The following is a 16,614-nucleotide window of genomic DNA, read 5'->3' on the forward strand; positions in this document are numbered from 1 at the left end:
GATCATTCGCTGCGATTTTCGCTGACAAGGCGTGTGCGCCGTCGCGGCGGCACGGCGGTTCCGGCTTGCTCCGACAGGATGCTTTTGCGAACGGCCGGCTTCATGCTCGGCTCGATATCCGGCTTGCCGAGCAGCAGGCCCTGCACCTGCGCGCAGCCTTCCTCGACGACGATCCGGCGCTGCATCTCGGTTTCCACACCCTCGGTGACGACGGGCATGCCGAGGCTGTGGCCGAGACCGATAATCGCCCGCACGATCGATCGCGCCGCCGCGTCATGCTCCAGCACCCCGGTGAAGCTGCGGTCGACCTTGATCTTGTCGAAGGGAAACGAGCGCAGGTTCGAAAGCGAAGAGTAGCCGGTGCCGAAATCGTCCATGACGATGTGCACCCCCAACCGACGCAGGCGCTGCAGCGTTGCCATCACCCGGTCGCGATCGCGGATCAGGGCTGTCTCGGTGATTTCAAGCTCCAGCCGATCGGCTGCTAGCCCCGTCTCGGCGAGGACCGCCTCGACCCGCTCGCACAGGTTGGGCAGCATGAACTGCACCGGCGAAACATTGACCGCAATCCTCAGCGGCTGCGGCCAGCGCGCGGCCTCCATGCAGGCCTGCTGCAATATCCATTCGCCGAGCTGAACAATCGATCCGCTTTCCTCGGCGATCGGGATGAAAATGTCGGGCTCGGTCATGCCGTGGCCCGGCCGGTGCCAACGCATCAAGGCCTCGTAGCCGCTGATCTCGCCGTTCTGCGCGTTGAGGATCGGCTGATAGCTGACATAGAGTTGGTTGCGGATGATCGCGTGGCGCAAGTCACTTTCGATCTGGCGGCGGTTGCGCGCCGCTTCGTCCATTTCCGCGTCGAAGAAACAGGCCCTGCCGCGGCCATCATGCTTGACCCGGTAGAGCGCGGTATCGGCGTTGTTGCAGAGTTCTTCGGCCGTGCTCCCATCTCTTGGATAGAGCGCGATGCCGAGGCTGACGCCGACCGCTGTGGGGTCACGGGCCGTGTCCATCTCGGCAGCGAATTCGTCGATGATATCAGCCGCAAGCTTTTGCGCCGCCGCCGGCTGCTGCCCATCGGACTGGATGATGGCGAATTCGTCGCCGCCGAGCCGGGCGATCGTATCACTCTCACCGGCAACCCGGCGCAGGATAGCGGCGACCTTGCGGAGAATCCGGTCGCCCTCGGCATGGCCGAAGATGTCATTGACGGCCTTGAACCGATCGAGGTCGAGACAGAACAGCGCAACCTCGGTGTTCTTGCGTTCCGCCACCTGCAGCGCCTGCCGGATGCGGGTGTCGAACAACGACCTGTTCGGCAGATCGGTGAGCACGTCGTGGTGGGCGAGATGCTCGATCATCTCCTCGGCCTGTTTGCGCTCGGTGAGATCGCGCACCGCCAGCACCTCGCAATCGCGGCCACGATAGACGATCCTGCTGGAGTTTACGTCTACGGCAATCTCTCTGCCGGTGCGGGTGTTCAGCAGCGTCTCGCCGGGCCTGTTCTCCCGGGGCGCCTGAACGACCGTCAGCACATCCGAGGGCGCCTTGCCCGAGAGATCGGCTAGCTTCCAGCCCGATAATGCCTGGAACCGTTCGTTGACATCGATGATCCGGCCTTCGCGCAGGATCAGCAGGCCCTCCTGCGAGGCATTGGCAAGTCCGCGCAGATCCGTCAGATGGCTTTGGACGAAGACCACGGCAAGGGCGACGAGGATAAGAGCCGTTGCCGCCACCACGACGATCGCGGCGAGCACCCGCGTGTCGAGCACCAATGTCGGAACCTGCATGCCGGGGTCCGGCACAAAGGTAATGCTGCCCATCGAGATGAAGTGAAGTGTGCAGATGGCGAGGACGAAGACCAGCGATGAGGTTAGGAGACGCCTCATGCCCTTCAGATTGAAAAAAATGTGGAAGGCGGCGCTCGACAGAAGCATTCCGGCGACGACCGCCGTCAGCGTCATCAAGGGATCGTAGAGGATGACCGCCTGTGTCTCGATCGCCTGCATGCCGGTCAGGTGCATGGAGGCGATGCCGAGTGCCATCAGCGCCCCGCCGCGAATGGAGGAAAATCTTCCCTCACGTTGCGAGGCGGCGAGGATCGCCACCCACGAGCCTCCGACCGACAGGAAAAAGGAGAGCAGCGTCAGGTCGAGCGCATAACTGATCGGCGTGCCACCATCATAAGCGAGCATGGCGATAAAGTGGGTTGCCCACACGCCGGTGCCGAAGGCAAAGCCCGACGCGCCGACCCAAAGCTTGCGCTGCCCGGCGTCGCACTCCTGGGCACGGGAATACAGCAGCATCGCCGCCATGGCGCCGACCAGGCAGACCACGGCCGCCACGATGACCAAGCGCCAATCATGATTGTCGCGAATACATGCAATGACCGAAAACATGTGCGCGCCCCCGAACAGCTGATTTTCGGCCGATGCTATTTAGGTTGTGCTAATTAACTGTAAATTGAATTAGATCTTTCTTTATTATCGCGGCAGATGTTTCCACAAGACCGAATTGCGTGGTTTCAGCATGCTAGCGCGCCCCTGATTTTTTACTTTTTGCGCCTCGCCTGCTTTCCCGGTTTGGTCTATCGTCCCGCCGAATTTCGAAAAGGAGTCGAAAATGGCCGACATACAACCGGTTCTTTCGCGTGCGGACCAGAATCTTTCATCGAGCCTCGAAAAACTGTTCGAGCTGCTGCGCATCCAGTCGATTTCCACCGATCCCGCCTACAAAGCCGAATGCCGCAAGGCCGCCGAATGGCTCGTCGCCTATCTCGAAGCGCTCGGCTTCGAAGCCTCCGTTCGCGACACGCCAGGCCATCCGATGGTCGTCGCTCACCATGCCGGCGCGTCCACCGGCGCGCCGCACGTTCTGTTCTACGGCCATTACGACGTTCAGCCGGTCGACCCGATCGAGCTTTGGGAAAACGACCCCTTCGAGCCGACGATCAAGGATGTCGGCAACGGCCGCAAGATCCTGACCGGCCGCGGCACGTCCGACGACAAGGGCCAGTTGATGACCTTCCTCGAGGCCTGCCGCGCCTATAAGGAGATCAACGGCGCGCTTCCCTGCCGCGTCACCATTCTCTTCGAAGGCGAGGAAGAATCCGGCTCGCCATCGCTGAAGCCCTTCCTCGAAGCCAATGCCGCCGAGCTCAAGGCCGATTATGCGCTGGTTTGCGATACCGGTATGTGGGACCGCGACACCCCGGCGATCGCCGCGGCACTGCGCGGCCTTGTCGGCGAGGAAGTCACCGTGACGGCCGCCGACCGCGACCTGCATTCCGGCCTCTTCGGGGGCGCTGCCGCCAATCCCATCCACATCCTCGTCGAGGCTCTCGCCGGCCTGCATGACGAGACCGGCCGCATCACGCTCGAGGGCTTCTACAACGGCGTCGAGGAAACGCCCGACAACATCAAGGCCTCATGGGAGACGCTGGGCAAGACCGCCGAGACCTTCCTCGGCGAAGTCGGCCTTTCCATTCCATCCGGCGAAAAGGGCCGTTCGGTGCTGGAACTCACCTGGGCGCGGCCGACCGCCGAAATCAACGGCATCTGGGGCGGATATACCGGCGAAGGCTTCAAAACGGTGATCGCCGCCAAGGCATCGGCGAAAGTTTCGTTCCGGCTTGTCGGCACGCAGGATCCGGCCGCCATCCGCAAAGCCTTCCGCAGCTATATCAGCTCGAAGATTCCCGCCGATTGCTCGGTCGAGTTCCATCCGCATGGCGGCTCGCCGGCGATCCACCTCTCCTATGATTCGCCGGTTCTGACCAAGGCGAAGACCGCACTTTCCGACGAGTGGCCGAAACCCGCCATCGTCATCGGCATGGGCGGATCGATCCCGATCGTCGGCGACTTCCAGAAGATGCTCGGCATGGAATCTCTGCTCGTGGGCTTCGGCCTCAGCGACGACCGCATCCATTCGCCGAACGAGAAATACGAGCTCGTCTCCTACCACAAGGGCATCCGCTCCTGGGTGCGGATTCTTCAGGCGCTCGCCGCCTGAGCGTAAGGCATGCCAGATCGCAATAACAAAAAGGCCGGTTAAAACCGGCCTTTCGTCATCCGCTCGCTCAGTGCCAGTTCATCCGTGGTCAATGAGAAGCAGGTATTGCAGCCAGACTGCCTCGGAAAGGTTAACGGATCGTTAATGTATCGCAGAGCCGACAACTTTCGCGTCCTGCGCATTCGCGATTTCATCCGGCATATCGAAAACGCCATACCACATCACAAAATCCCCCTCGTTCAAGCTGCGTTCATCGCGACCCGGATATAAACCCTTGAAAGACAAGGAGAATGGCGACGCCCTAACAAATGCGGGCGATCGCTCTATCTTTTCTATAGATGGCATATGCCAAGAGAAGGCAGCGCCGCGCTGCCTGAAAACGCGCCAACCAGGAGTGAGAAGCGTGAAAAATCTCATTGTTAAGATCGCCGCGGCTGGCCTGTTTGTGCTGGCGCCGGTGATCGCACAGGCCGCCGAGGGCTACTCGACGGCGAACGTCAACATGCGAGCGGGTCCGAGCACCCGATATCCAGCCGTCGCAGTCGTGCCTGCCGGTTCCCCCGTCGAAATTCGTGGATGTCTTTCCAACGTCAACTGGTGCGACGTCGAATTCTATGGCGGTCGCGGCTGGGTGTCCGGCCAATATGTACAGGCCGTCTACCAGCAACGCCGTGTCTATGTCGGTCCGCAATATTACCGCCCGCTCGGCATTCCGATGATCAGCTTCAGCGTCGGCAATTATTGGGACCGCAACTACCGCGACCGCGATTTCTACCGTGAGCGCGACCGCTGGAGCCGCGGCCCCGATTATTACTACCGTAACCGGGATCGGGATCGCGACTACGGCGACCGCAACCGGGATCGCGATTACGGGGACCGCAACCGGGACTGGCGCGACGACAATCGAAGGGACGACCGCAGAGACGAAAGCCGCAGGTCGGACCGTCGAGATGACAACAGAGATAATACCAGGAGTTCGGATTTCCGCGACCTGCCGCAGTTCAGGGGCGGGAAGGCCGATACCTACAATCGCCCGGACCCCAGGGCTTCGCCCTTCGTCTGCCGCCCGGGCGATCCGTCCTGCGACTGAGATATCAGGAGCGGCGGCCGCAAGGCCGCCGCTTATCTCAATGGCAGCGTCCATCGCGCGGAAAAGGCGAGAAGGACGCCGTAAGAAAAAGCCCGGCGCTCCCAAGAGGGATGCACCGGGCCTGATGTCGATCGGCGCGTGTTGAGGGGAGACGGCCGATCATGCGCGGGACGTGAGGGGTTGAGGGGTGTCCCGCTTCTCCCTAAACTATCGCGGACGCACTTGGTTCCGCCGGCCGGTCAGAAGATTGCGGCGGCGCAGCGAAAGCAGCCCGCACAATTCGGCGCAACGCATGGTCAGGCTGGTTTCCTCGCTCCTCGCGAGGCGGCATCGCCCCGCGAAAGCAAGCACGCTCCAGACGCGCGCAAGTCGGCGCGACGCTGTCAGATCGTGACAGTCGCGACGACCGGCAATCATGCCTGTGGGAGGTCAGCGACAATTTGATGTGAGAGCATCGTGATGCTCTTGTCTTGCAGCATTCTTTATTGCAGTTTTGAGATGTTGCGGATCGATTTTGATCCGTTCGAGGCTGGACCCTGATGACGCGAGACTACCTGGTTTTCCCAAGGCTTTTCGGCGCTCGGGCAGCCGCTATTGATGTTACCGTCTGGCATAAACACAACCCCCTCCTTCCTGTGCGACTTACCGATGGGGCGAACCTCAATCCTTCCGGCCAGATCTGGCGGCGTTTTCATCTCGGAGAATGGGAATATAAGCAGGATCCGGAAACGCTCGACGATTACGAAGCTCGCCAGTTTTGAGCGCCGATGCATGTTGCCCACAACTGTGCAGCGGTTTTGGGATAACGACATCCATAAAACGAGTTGAAACGCAGCGCACGAAGCCGGAATGACGCAAAGCGCTTTATCGGCGCGTTCTGCTTTGCTTTCCATAATTAACACCCCGTTAAATCGCCGCATTTACAGTTCAGTCGGGTGACGGCGACTGCAAGAGTGCCGTTGTGCGAAGTCACGCTTCGCGATCGAACATGGGGTGTGACCGGTCGGCGATGGCAGGCAGAGGCAGATCAGGCGACAGAATCGAACCGTCCTTCAGCGGCCGCCCGGCCCGCGACGATGACGAGTTTTCCCTCGATGCCGATGACCGCATTGCCAGGAGCCGATCCACACGGCGCGGCAGCTCCAAGCCGCCCGAACGCCCTGCCCCCCGGCGGCGGCGCGAACCGCGGGAACGCGAAGGCGGCGGCTTGTTCGGCTTCGTGCGACGCGTGATCTACTGGTGCGTCGTGCTGTTCATCTGGGCCGGCATCGGCGTTGCCGGGCTGGTGGTCTATTATGGCTCGCGCATGCCGAGCGCCAGCACATGGGCGATCCCGGAACGGCCGCCGAACGTCAAGATCACCGCCGTCGACGGCAGCGTCATCGCCAATCGCGGTGCCACTGGCGGCGAGGCGTTGTCGCTCGAAAACATGTCGCCCTATATTCCGGAGGCCGTCATCGCCATCGAGGATCGGCGCTTCTATTCGCATTTCGGCGTCGATCCGCTCGGCCTCGGCCGGGCTGTAGTGACCAACTTCACGGCTGGCCACATGGTGCAGGGTGGCTCGACGCTGACGCAGCAACTCGCCAAGAACCTCTTCCTCTCCCCGGAAAGAACGCTGGAACGCAAGGTGCAGGAGGTGCTGCTCTCGCTCTGGCTGGAGCAGAAATACACCAAGGACCAGATCCTTGCCATGTATCTCAACCGGGTGTTCTTCGGATCGAACGCCTATGGCGTCGAGGCGGCGTCACGCCGCTATTTCAACAAATCGGCGCGGGATGTGAACCTCGGCGAGGCGGCGGTGCTGGCCGGCCTGCTCAAGGCGCCGTCGCGGCTTTCGCCGGCCCGCGACGCGGACGCTGCCAATGCCCGCGCCCAGCTCGTGCTTGCGGCAATGCGCGAGCAGGGTTTCATCACCGACTCCGAGGTCAAGACCGCAATGTCGCAGACCCCGGCTTCAGCCAAGAGCTATTGGTCGGGCGCCGGACACTATGTTGCCGACATGGTGATGGACGAGCTGCCGGGTCTGATCGGTGACGTCAAGGAAGACGTCATCGTCGATACGACCATCGACAAGTCGCTGGAAAAGAAAGCCGAGCAATCGCTGGTCGACGTGCTCGACAAGGAGGGCGGAAAGCTCGACGCTTCGCAGGCGGCCCTCGTCTCGATCGACGGCACCGGCGCGATCCGGGCGCTCGTCGGCGGCAGGGATTATGCGACGAGCCAGTTCAACCGAGCCGTCAAGGCCAAACGCCAGCCGGGCTCCTCGTTCAAGCCCTTCGTCTATGCCGCCGCGCTCGAAAAAGGACTGACGCCCTTTTCGGTGTTCAACGACGCGCCGATCCGCATCGGCGACTGGACGCCCGAAAATTACGAGAAGAAATACAATGGCGAGGTGACGCTGGCCACCGCACTTGCCAAGTCGCTGAATACGGTGGCCGCCCAGCTGGTGATGTATGACGGGCCGGATCAGGTGATCAAGCTTGCGCACCGGCTCGGCATCGAAAGCGAGCTGCAGCCGAATGCCTCGATCGCGCTCGGCACCTCTGAGGTGTCGCTGATGGAACTCACCGCCTCCTATGCCGCCTTCATGAACGGCGGCTACAAGGCGACGCCGCACGTCATCCGCCGGGTGACGACCGCCGAGGGCAAGGTTCTCTACGAAAATACTTATGACAGCCCGCCGCGCGTGCTGTCCGAGCAGATCGTCGCCGAAATGGATGCGATGATGATGGGCGTCATCGACAGCGGCACCGGCAAGAGCGCCAAGATCCCCGGCTGGCAGGCGGCGGGAAAGACCGGCACGACGCAGAATTCACGCGACGCACTCTTCGTCGGCTTCACCAGCAACCTCACCACCGGCGTCTGGTTCGGCAATGACGACGGCAAGCCGATGAAGAAGGTGACCGGCGGCGGTCTTCCGGCCAAAGCCTGGAAGGAATTCATGATCGCCGCCCACAAGGGTCTTTCGCCGGCGCCGCTGTTCGGCAACGGCCAGTTGATCGGCGATCCCAATGGTCAGCCGATGGCGCAGACGGCACCGGGCGGTGGACAATCGGGCAGCGGACAACCGATGACGGCCGAGGCGCCGCCGTCGACAATCGGCGGCATCATTTCCGGCGTCTTCGGCGGCGGCGACAGTGCTAACCGCTATCCGCAGGCGCCTGTCCGGCAACAGAGTGCGACCTCCGGCAACGGGCCCGTTCCTCCCGCCGACGTTGCCGAAGGCGGCTACGACAGCATGGTGCCGCCCGGCGATGTCGGGGGGCCGCAATCGACCTCTTCGGTCCAGCCGCGGCGCACGACCCTGCTCGATCTGATCATGGGCCAGTGAGATCTATGGCTGCACGGCCGGCACAAGCCGGATACGCTGGAAATCGGCCACTTTCCGGACGGCGGGCGGTCTGTTTCCCGGTGACTGTAAAAATTGAATGCACCACATTCGTTTTGCTGGATTCCGGGCCATTTCTCGCCTTGCAGTCCAGAAAACCGCTCCTTATATACGCCGCATCACCGCAATCACGATTGCGTAATCTTAAGTAGACCCATCCCGTAAGGGGCTGTCAGGGAATGCCTTCTCGGGGTTCAGACAGCTTGCTTCAAGGAGAGAATGACATGGCAAAAGTAATTGGTATCGACCTTGGAACGACGAATTCCTGCGTCGCAGTCATGGACGGCAAGGACGCGAAGGTTATCGAGAATGCGGAAGGTGCACGCACGACCCCTTCCATGGTGGCATTTTCCGATGATGGCGAACGCCTCGTCGGCCAGCCGGCCAAGCGCCAGGCGGTCACCAACCCGACGAATACACTCTTTGCAGTCAAGCGCCTGATCGGCCGCCGCTATGAAGATCCGACCGTCGAGAAGGACAAGCACCTCGTTCCCTTCACCATCGTCAAGGGCGACAATGGCGACGCCTGGGTCGAAGCCAATGGCAAAGGCTACTCGCCCGCACAGATTTCCGCGATGATCCTTCAGAAGATGAAGGAAACCGCCGAATCCTATCTCGGCGAAAAGGTCGAAAAGGCCGTCATCACCGTTCCCGCCTATTTCAACGACGCGCAGCGCCAGGCAACCAAGGATGCCGGCCGCATCGCCGGACTTGAAGTTTTGCGCATCATCAACGAGCCGACCGCTGCCGCACTCGCCTACGGGCTCGACAAAAAAGAAGGCAAGACGATTGCCGTCTACGACCTTGGTGGCGGTACCTTCGATATCTCGATCCTCGAGATCGGCGACGGCGTCTTCGAGGTGAAGTCGACCAACGGCGATACTTTCCTCGGCGGTGAAGACTTCGACATGCGTCTCGTCGAATATCTCGTCGGTGAATTCAAGCGCGACAATGGCATCGACCTGAAGAACGACAAGCTTGCCCTGCAGCGCCTCAAGGAAGCTGCGGAAAAGGCGAAGATCGAGCTTTCGTCCTCGCAGCAGACCGAAATCAATCTGCCGTTCATCACGGCCGACGCCTCCGGCCCGAAGCACCTGACGCTGAAGCTGACCCGCGCCAAGCTCGAAAGCCTGGTCGACGATCTCGTCCAGCGCACGATCGCACCGTGCAAGGCCGCTCTCAAGGATGCCGGCGTCACCGCTGCCGAAATCGACGAAGTGGTTCTCGTCGGCGGCATGAGCCGCATGCCGAAGGTCCAGGAAGTCGTCAAGCAGCTGTTCGGCAAGGAGCCGCACAAGGGCGTCAACCCGGATGAAGTCGTTGCACTCGGCGCCGCCATTCAGGCCGGCGTTCTGCAGGGCGACGTCAAGGACGTGCTGCTGCTCGACGTCACGCCGCTGTCGCTCGGCATCGAGACGCTCGGTGGCGTCTTCACCCGCCTGATCGAACGCAACACGACGATCCCGACGAAGAAGAGCCAGACCTTCTCGACGGCCGAGGACAACCAGCAGGCGGTGACTATCCGCGTTTCGCAGGGCGAGCGTGAAATGGCTGCCGACAACAAGCTGCTCGGCCAGTTCGACCTCGTCGGCCTGCCGCCGTCGCCGCGCGGCATGCCGCAGATCGAGGTCACCTTCGACATCGACGCCAACGGCATCGTGCAGGTTTCGGCCAAGGACAAGGGCACCGGCAAGGAACAGCAGATCCGCATCCAGGCCTCCGGCGGTCTTTCCGACGCCGACATCGAGAAGATGGTGAAGGATGCCGAAGCTCATGCCACCGAGGACAAGAAGCGTCGCGAGGCCGTCGAAGCTCGGAATCAGGCCGAAAGCCTGATCCATTCCACGGAAAAGTCGCTGAAGGATTACGGCGACAAGGTTTCCGAGGCTGACCGCACCGCGATCTCGGATGCGATCGCCGCGCTGAAGACGGCTTCGGAAGCGACCGAGCCGGATGCCGACGACATCAAGGCGAAGACCCAGACGCTGATGGAAGTGTCGATGAAGCTCGGCCAGGCGATCTATGAAGCGCAGCAGGCCGAGGGCGGCGCAGCTGCGGGCGATGCCTCGGCAGAAGGCGGCGATAATGTCGTCGACGCCGACTACGAGGAAATCAAGGACGACGACCGCAAAAAGTCCGCGTAATCCGCGACGGCGTGGTTATGCTTCAACACCTGATCCGGCTGCTCACCATGGCAGCCGGAAATCCATTTCCGGGGTTTAATCCTTAATGGCAAAAGCGGACTTTTACGAAACTCTGGGTGTAGCCAAGACGGCGGATGAGAAAGAGCTGAAGAGCGCCTTCCGCAAACTGGCGATGAAATTCCATCCGGACAAGAACCCGGATGACAAGGACGCCGAACGCAAGTTCAAGGAAATCAACGAAGCCTACGAGATGCTCAAGGACCCGCAGAAGCGGGCCGCCTATGATCGTTATGGTCATGCGGCGTTCGAGCATGGCGGCATGGGCGGCGGTGGCGGCGGCGGATTTGCCGGCGGCGGCTTCTCCGACATCTTCGAGGATATTTTTGGCGAGATGATGGGTGGCGGTCGTGCGCGCCAGCGCTCATCGGGCGGCCGCGAACGCGGCGCCGATCTTCGCTATAACATGGAAATCACGCTGGAAGAGGCTTTCTCCGGCAAGACGGCGCAGATCCGCGTTCCCACCTCGATCACCTGCGACGTCTGTTCGGGTTCGGGCGCCAAGCCCGGCACGCAGCCGAAGAATTGCGGCACCTGCCAGGGAAGTGGGCGCGTGCGCGCCGCACAGGGCTTCTTCTCGATCGAGCGGACCTGTCCGACCTGCCACGGCCGCGGCCAGATCATTCCCGATCCCTGCCCGAAGTGTCACGGCCAGGGCCGGGTGACGGAAGAGCGCTCGCTCTCGGTCAATATCCCGGCCGGCATCGAGGACGGTACCCGCATCCGCCTGCAGGGCGAAGGCGAAGCCGGCGCCCGCGGCGGACCGGCAGGCGACCTTTATATCTTCCTGTCGGTGAAGCCGCATGAATTCTACCAGCGCGACGGCGCCGATCTCTATTGCGCCGTTCCGATCTCGATGACGACGGCTGCTCTCGGCGGCACCTTCGACGTGGCGACGCTCGACGGCACCAAGTCGCGCGTCAGCGTGCCCGAAGGCACGCAGGCGGGCAAACAGTTCCGCCTGAAAAGCAAGGGCATGCCGGTGCTGCGTTCGGCGCAGACAGGCGATCTCTACATCCAGATCCAGATCGAGACACCGCAAAAGCTGACCAAGCGCCAGCGCGAGCTGCTGCAGGAATTCGAGCAGCTGTCCTCCAAGGAGAACAATCCCGAATCGACCGGCTTCTTCGCCCGGATGAAGGAATTCTTCGAAGGCTGAGACGCGATCGATTAGAGCATCTCGAAAGCCGGGGACCGAAACGTTTCCGGCTTTTTCGTTTCAGCGGATCCCGATTTGAGACATTTGCCGTTCGACGCCGCCAGTTTGTCCCAGATCGGCACGGCGATGGGTCGGCTCATGACTTGCGTTAACGCAGCCGCGTGATGCCGCTTGCAAGTTTTCCAAATGAATTCAGTCTCTGCCGTCAGCGCATAAGCCCGAAAATCGGAATCGATATCCGGAAAGGATTAGGCGCGGAATCAAACAACAGAGCGTCCTCAGACGCGCGGGACAATCAAACCAAGGGTATCTGCCATGGCGCCAGCCTTTTCCTCTCAGTCCGAAGACGTCGACGTTCTCGCCGGCGCCATCTACACATGGTGCGCCGAGCGCAACATCAAGCTTCGCAGCCAGCAGGGCCTTTCCATCGCCAGCATCGCGATCGACCTCTATCACGCGGGCCACCAGACGCAGGACGAGCTGCTGACGGCGCTGCACGAATGCGAGATCCACTGAACGCAGCGTGCGGACCGTGAACGAGCGCGCTATCCCGCTCGGCGAGATCAGGCGGCGTTTTCGGCTGTTTCCCCACTCATGATCGTGACGATGGTCTTGACCGCTTCCTTGCCGGCCGATGAGTTCAGTCTGTCGTAGCTCAGCGCAAGCGCATAGGCGTCGGGGCTGAGTTCGATACGGCTGCCGAATTGCGACATGCCGGCTCCCTCGAAGAGAGCGGAGATCTCGACATCGAGAAAAACTGCGATCTGATGCAGCTTGCTGGCGGAAACGCGGTTCGTCCCTTTTTCGTATTTCTGAATCTGCTGGAACGTCAGTCCGAGTGCTTCGCCAAGCTCGAGCTGGGACACACGGCGAAGGGCGCGAAACTGCCTTACGTTGCGACCAACGATAATATCAACCGGATCTGGCACTTCATCACTCTCTGATACCTATACACTTCGTTTACCATATCGGTTTCAGAGGATAACTCAACCCTGCAGTTGCAAAATTCAACCAACTTTTTTGGGCTTCACGTAACGTCAGTTGGTCGAGGCGATTGTGGCAGAACCCCGCGTATACCGGGTTCGCAGACACTGAAGAAGGCTGCCGGCCATAGCGCCCGTCCGACACCGGAACGTCCTTCCCTAGGTTGTATTTTCATTGAGAATTTGGTTCTGCGCTGCATCGTGCCTGATGCTCATCCCGCACCGAGGGCAGCACCAATGAGCCATGTCAGCGAAGCTGCGAGCCTTGCCATCAACGCCGCTTGGGCTTAGCTGTCACGCTTCACGATTCCGGACATTCGATGCCGCACAAGGTTGCTCTTTCCCGCCTGAAGCTGACAGACTTCCGCAATTATGCGGCGGCGGCCCTTGCCCTTGACGGCCGGCACGCCGTGCTGACGGGAGATAACGGCGCCGGCAAGACCAATCTCATGGAGGCGGTCTCGCTGCTTTCGCCCGGCCGGGGACTGCGCCGTGCTGCCTATGGCGACATTACCCGCGTCGGTGCAGCCGGTGGTTTTTCTATCTTCGCCGCGCTCGACGGCATGGAAGGCGAAGTCGAAATCGGCACCGGTATCGAAACGGGCGAGGAAACCACGGCCCGCAGGCTACGAATTAACGGTACCCCGGCCAAGACCGCCGACGAACTCACCGACCATCTGCGGCTTCTCTGGCTGACACCGGCGATGGACGGCCTCTTTACCGGCGCCTCCTCCGACCGGCGCCGCTTTCTCGACCGGCTGGTGCTGTCGCTCGATCCCGCCCATGGCCGCCGCGCCAGCGATTTCGAGCGTGCCATGCGCAGCCGCAACAAATTGCTGGATGAGGGCCGCTTCGACCCCTCCTGGCTTACCGGCATCGAGGAACAGATGGCGAGCCTCGGCATCGCCATGGCGCTCGCCCGGCAGGAGATGCTCGGCCTGCTGACCCGGCTGATCGAGGAAACGCGCGAGACGTCACCCTTCCCTTCGGCATCGCTGCAGCTCTCCGGCTTCATGGACGGTCAGTTTTCGCGCCCCTCGGTCGACCTCGAGGACGATTATGCGGCCATGCTGGCGGAGAGCCGCTACCGCGACGCCGGCGCGGGGCGCACGCTTGACGGGCCGCATCGGGCCGATCTCATCGTGCATCACCGGGAAAAGGCGATGGAAGCGGAACGCTGCTCCACCGGCGAGCAGAAAGCGCTGCTAGTCGGCATGGTGCTAGCGCATGCGCGCCTCGTCGGCAATCTCACCGGCCATGCGCCGATCCTGCTGCTCGACGAGATCGCCGCCCATCTCGACGAGGGCCGCCGCGCCGCGCTGTTCGACCTCATCGACGGGCTGGGCGGCCAGGCCTTCATGACCGGAACGGATCGCGCGATGTTTTCGGCGTTGGGCGACAGGGCGCAAGTCTTCACGGTGGCCGACGGAAAGGTATTCGAATGACGGAGGCGACTTTTCCCGGTATCGAGCGCCATGATAAGATCGGCGCCATGGAACCGCTCAGCCCCGACGAAATCGCCCGTTATCACCGTCACATCCTACTCCCCGAAATCGGCGGCGCGGGTCAGCAAAAGTTGAAAGCCGCTCGTGTGCTGGTGATCGGCGCAGGCGGCCTCGGTGCGCCCGTCCTGCAATATCTGGCCGCAGCCGGGATCGGCACGCTCGGTATCGTCGACGACGACCGGGTGTCGCTGTCGAACCTGCAGCGCCAGGTGATCCATGATTCCGGCACGATCGGCGAATTAAAGACGGAAAGTGCCGCCTTCGCCATCGCGAGGCTCAATCCGCATGTCCGGCTGATCCGCTTCGAGGAGCGCTTTTCCTCCGAGACCGCCTTCCGGCAACTGTCCGGCTTCGATCTGCTGATCGACGGCTCCGACAATTTCGACACGCGTTATGCCGCGGCCGATGCGGCTGAGGAAGCGCGCCTTCCGCTTGTCAGCGGCGCCGTCGGGCGGTTCGACGGCTCGCTGACGGTTCTCAAACCCTATGAGAGCGCCGAGGACGGGACGCCCAACCCTAGATATCGCGACCTTTTTCCGGAAGCGCCGCCGATGGGGCTCATTCCCGCCTGCGCCGAGGCCGGGGTCATCGGCGCGCTAACCGGCGTCATCGGCACGATGATGGCGATGGAGGCGATCAAGCTCGTCACCGGCACCGGCGAGCCGCTGATCGGACGGCTGCTGCTCTATGACGCGCTCTCGGCCCGCTTCGACACGGTCCGCTATAAACGACGCCGAACAACGCAAAGACAGGCCGGATGACGATTTTTCCTCTTGATCATAGTTTCACGCGCTGGGACGAGTTGCTCGCACTGATCCTCGCCGCCTTTGCTTCGATGAACGGCAGGATCGATCCGCCATCCTCGGCGCTGACGCTGACGGCGGAGTCGCTGGCCGAAAAGGCAAGAGCCGAGATCGGTCATGCCGCCGTCGATGAGGGAAAGCTGGTCGGCTGCCTGTTCCTGCGGCCGGAGGCCGATTGTCTCTATGTCGGCAAGCTCGCCGTTCTGCCTGAGGTCCAGGGCAAGGGCCTCGGCAAGCGGCTGCTGGCGATTGCCGAAGAAACGGCCGTAAGGCTCGGCCTTCCCGCTTTGCGGCTGGAGACGCGCATCGAGCTCACCGACAATCACGCCGTCTTCGCCGCCTGCGGATTTTCGAGAACCGCCGAGAAGGCGCATCCGGGCTTTGCCAGGACGACCTTCGTCGAGATGCGCAAGACCCTTGTGCCTCTAATCGAGGTCGTCTGACTCAGCTCGGCTTCAGCGGCCGGGCAGCACCCGGTTCGGCGGCCTGTGACCGTCGATGAAGGTGCGGATATTGATGATGACCTTGTCGCCCATGTCGATGCGGCCCTCGATCGTCGCCGAACTCATATGCGGCAGCAGCACGACCTTGCCCTCATTGGCGAGCTTGACGAGCTTCGGATTGACGGCGGGCTCGTTTTCGAAGACGTCGAGGCCGGCGCCGGCGATCCGACCCTCCCTCAACGACTTGATCAGCGCAGCTTCATCGACGACGTCGCCGCGCGCGGTGTTGACAAGATAGGCCGTCGGCTGCAGCAGCGCCAGCCGGCGCGCCGAGATCAGGTGGAAGGTTGCCGGAGTCGACGGGCAATTGACCGACACGATGTCGACGCGGGCGAGCATCTGGTCGAGACTTTCCCAATAGGTCGCTTCCAACTCGTCCTCGACGGCCGGATTGACGCGCTTGCGGTTGTGGTAGTGGATCGACAGGCCGAACGCCTTGGCGCGGCGGGCGACCGCCGTGCCGATGCGGCCCATGCCGACGATGCCGATGCGCTTGCCGTGAATGCGCCGGCCGAGCATCCAGGTCGGAGACCAGCCGGCCCATTCGCCGGGCTTGTCGGTGAGCACACGCGCGCCTTCGCCGAGCCGCCTCGGAACCGCGAGAATGAGCGCCATCGTCATATCGGCGGTATCCTCGGTCAGGACGTTCGGCGTGTTGGTGACGGTGATGCCCTTACGCGCCGCCGCCTCGACGTCGATATGGTCGGTGCCGTTGGAGAAGCTTGCAATCAGCTTCATCTGCGGCCCCGCCTGATCGATCAGCGCCGCATCGATGCGATCGGTGACGGTCGGCACCAGCACGTCGGCGGACTTGACCGCGGCGACGAGTTCGGGAACCGAACGCGGCGCGTCGTCGATGTTCAGCTCGGCGTCGAAGAGCTCGCGCATGCGGGTTTCGACGGCATCGGGCAGCTTGCGGGTGATGTAGACCTTCGGTTTTTTCTTCGCTGTCATGGCTGGCTGTGGTG

General features: G+C 62.0%; 13 protein-coding genes. 10 read left to right on the forward strand and 3 right to left on the reverse strand.

The annotated features are described in order from the left end of the window. Window positions 1-2: 2 nt before the first annotated feature. The gene (locus K6N12_RS13380; protein ID WP_097628382.1) at window positions 3-2,399 is read right to left on the reverse strand and encodes a bifunctional diguanylate cyclase/phosphodiesterase; all 2,397 of its coding nucleotides are present in this window, start codon (window positions 2,397-2,399) and stop codon (window positions 3-5) included. Between the two features lie 223 nt (window positions 2,400-2,622). Between K6N12_RS13380 and K6N12_RS13385 the strand changes: the two genes are divergently transcribed. From K6N12_RS13385 to K6N12_RS13415, 7 genes are all read left to right on the forward strand, one after another. Then, window positions 2,623-4,011 carry a dipeptidase gene (locus K6N12_RS13385; RefSeq protein WP_097628383.1) on the forward strand — a complete coding sequence of 463 codons (1,389 nt, stop codon included), beginning with the start codon at window positions 2,623-2,625 and terminating at the stop codon, window positions 4,009-4,011. Window positions 4,012-4,414: 403 nt separating this feature from the next. Further along, window positions 4,415-5,101, forward strand: coding sequence for an SH3 domain-containing protein (locus tag K6N12_RS13390; protein ID WP_097628384.1), 687 nt, complete (start codon window positions 4,415-4,417; stop codon window positions 5,099-5,101). Window positions 5,102-5,640: 539 nt separating this feature from the next. After that, window positions 5,641-5,862: a hypothetical protein gene (locus K6N12_RS13395; protein ID WP_003589305.1), complete on the forward strand. Its 222-nt coding sequence runs from the start codon at window positions 5,641-5,643 to the stop codon at window positions 5,860-5,862. Window positions 5,863-6,110: 248 nt separating this feature from the next. Then, entirely contained in the window at window positions 6,111-8,435 is a 2,325-nt protein-coding gene (locus tag K6N12_RS13400) for a transglycosylase domain-containing protein (protein WP_097628385.1), read from the forward strand. A gap of 281 nt (window positions 8,436-8,716) precedes the next feature. Then, window positions 8,717-10,636 carry a molecular chaperone DnaK gene (dnaK, locus tag K6N12_RS13405; RefSeq protein ID WP_003589308.1) on the forward strand — a complete coding sequence of 640 codons (1,920 nt, stop codon included), beginning with the start codon at window positions 8,717-8,719 and terminating at the stop codon, window positions 10,634-10,636. 85 nt (window positions 10,637-10,721) lie between these two features. Further along, a complete protein-coding gene (dnaJ, locus tag K6N12_RS13410) occupies window positions 10,722-11,852 on the forward strand; it encodes a molecular chaperone DnaJ (protein WP_012559503.1) in 1,131 nt (376 codons plus the stop codon). Window positions 11,853-12,167: 315 nt separating this feature from the next. Then, window positions 12,168-12,368 carry a hypothetical protein gene (locus K6N12_RS13415; protein WP_131710700.1) on the forward strand — a complete coding sequence of 67 codons (201 nt, stop codon included), beginning with the start codon at window positions 12,168-12,170 and terminating at the stop codon, window positions 12,366-12,368. 47 nt (window positions 12,369-12,415) lie between these two features. On the opposite strand, the gene K6N12_RS13420 is transcribed toward K6N12_RS13415, so the two are convergent. Continuing rightward, a complete protein-coding gene (locus K6N12_RS13420; protein WP_003589313.1) occupies window positions 12,416-12,781 on the reverse strand; it encodes a helix-turn-helix domain-containing protein in 366 nt (121 codons plus the stop codon). A 374-nt stretch (window positions 12,782-13,155) separates the two neighbouring features. Here K6N12_RS13420 and recF point away from each other — a divergent pair, with 374 nt between their 5' ends. The 3 genes from recF to K6N12_RS13435 are packed head-to-tail and all read left to right on the forward strand — an operon-like array spanning window position 13,156 to window position 15,586. Continuing rightward, a complete protein-coding gene (gene recF, locus K6N12_RS13425) occupies window positions 13,156-14,280 on the forward strand; it encodes a DNA replication/repair protein RecF (protein WP_097628387.1) in 1,125 nt (374 codons plus the stop codon). Beyond that, window positions 14,277-15,101, forward strand: coding sequence for a molybdopterin-synthase adenylyltransferase MoeB (locus tag K6N12_RS13430; protein WP_097628388.1), 825 nt, complete (start codon window positions 14,277-14,279; stop codon window positions 15,099-15,101). The genes recF and K6N12_RS13430 overlap by 4 nt, the downstream gene beginning before the upstream one ends. Further along, window positions 15,098-15,586, forward strand: coding sequence for a GNAT family N-acetyltransferase (locus K6N12_RS13435; protein WP_097628389.1), 489 nt, complete (start codon window positions 15,098-15,100; stop codon window positions 15,584-15,586). The genes K6N12_RS13430 and K6N12_RS13435 overlap by 4 nt, the downstream gene beginning before the upstream one ends. Window positions 15,587-15,598: 12 nt before the next feature. Here the strand turns inward: K6N12_RS13435 and K6N12_RS13440 are convergent, their stop codons facing one another. Then, window positions 15,599-16,600: a 2-hydroxyacid dehydrogenase gene (locus tag K6N12_RS13440; RefSeq protein ID WP_097628390.1), complete on the reverse strand. Its 1,002-nt coding sequence runs from the start codon at window positions 16,598-16,600 to the stop codon at window positions 15,599-15,601. Window positions 16,601-16,614 lie beyond the last annotated feature (14 nt).

This window comes from Rhizobium redzepovicii (assembly GCF_019793435.1).
Taxonomy (GTDB): Bacteria; Pseudomonadota; Alphaproteobacteria; order Rhizobiales; family Rhizobiaceae; genus Rhizobium; species Rhizobium redzepovicii.

What these genes read in the sequence shown, in the direction of transcription:
- K6N12_RS13380 (WP_097628382.1), bottom strand. Translation starts at nt 2,399, where the DNA reads ATGTTTTCGGTCATTGCATGTATTCGCGACAATCATGATTGGCGCTTG.
- K6N12_RS13385 (WP_097628383.1), top strand. Translation starts at nt 2,623, where the DNA reads ATGGCCGACATACAACCGGTTCTTTCGCGTGCGGACCAGAATCTTTCA.
- K6N12_RS13395 (WP_003589305.1), top strand. Translation starts at nt 5,641, where the DNA reads ATGACGCGAGACTACCTGGTTTTCCCAAGGCTTTTCGGCGCTCGGGCA.
- K6N12_RS13400 (WP_097628385.1), top strand. Translation starts at nt 6,111, where the DNA reads ATGGCAGGCAGAGGCAGATCAGGCGACAGAATCGAACCGTCCTTCAGC.
- dnaK (WP_003589308.1), top strand. Translation starts at nt 8,717, where the DNA reads ATGGCAAAAGTAATTGGTATCGACCTTGGAACGACGAATTCCTGCGTC.
- dnaJ (WP_012559503.1), top strand. Translation starts at nt 10,722, where the DNA reads ATGGCAAAAGCGGACTTTTACGAAACTCTGGGTGTAGCCAAGACGGCG.
- K6N12_RS13415 (WP_131710700.1), top strand. Translation starts at nt 12,168, where the DNA reads ATGGCGCCAGCCTTTTCCTCTCAGTCCGAAGACGTCGACGTTCTCGCC.
- recF (WP_097628387.1), top strand. Translation starts at nt 13,156, where the DNA reads ATGCCGCACAAGGTTGCTCTTTCCCGCCTGAAGCTGACAGACTTCCGC.
- K6N12_RS13430 (WP_097628388.1), top strand. Translation starts at nt 14,277, where the DNA reads ATGACGGAGGCGACTTTTCCCGGTATCGAGCGCCATGATAAGATCGGC.
- K6N12_RS13435 (WP_097628389.1), top strand. Translation starts at nt 15,098, where the DNA reads ATGACGATTTTTCCTCTTGATCATAGTTTCACGCGCTGGGACGAGTTG.
- K6N12_RS13440 (WP_097628390.1), bottom strand. Translation starts at nt 16,600, where the DNA reads ATGACAGCGAAGAAAAAACCGAAGGTCTACATCACCCGCAAGCTGCCC.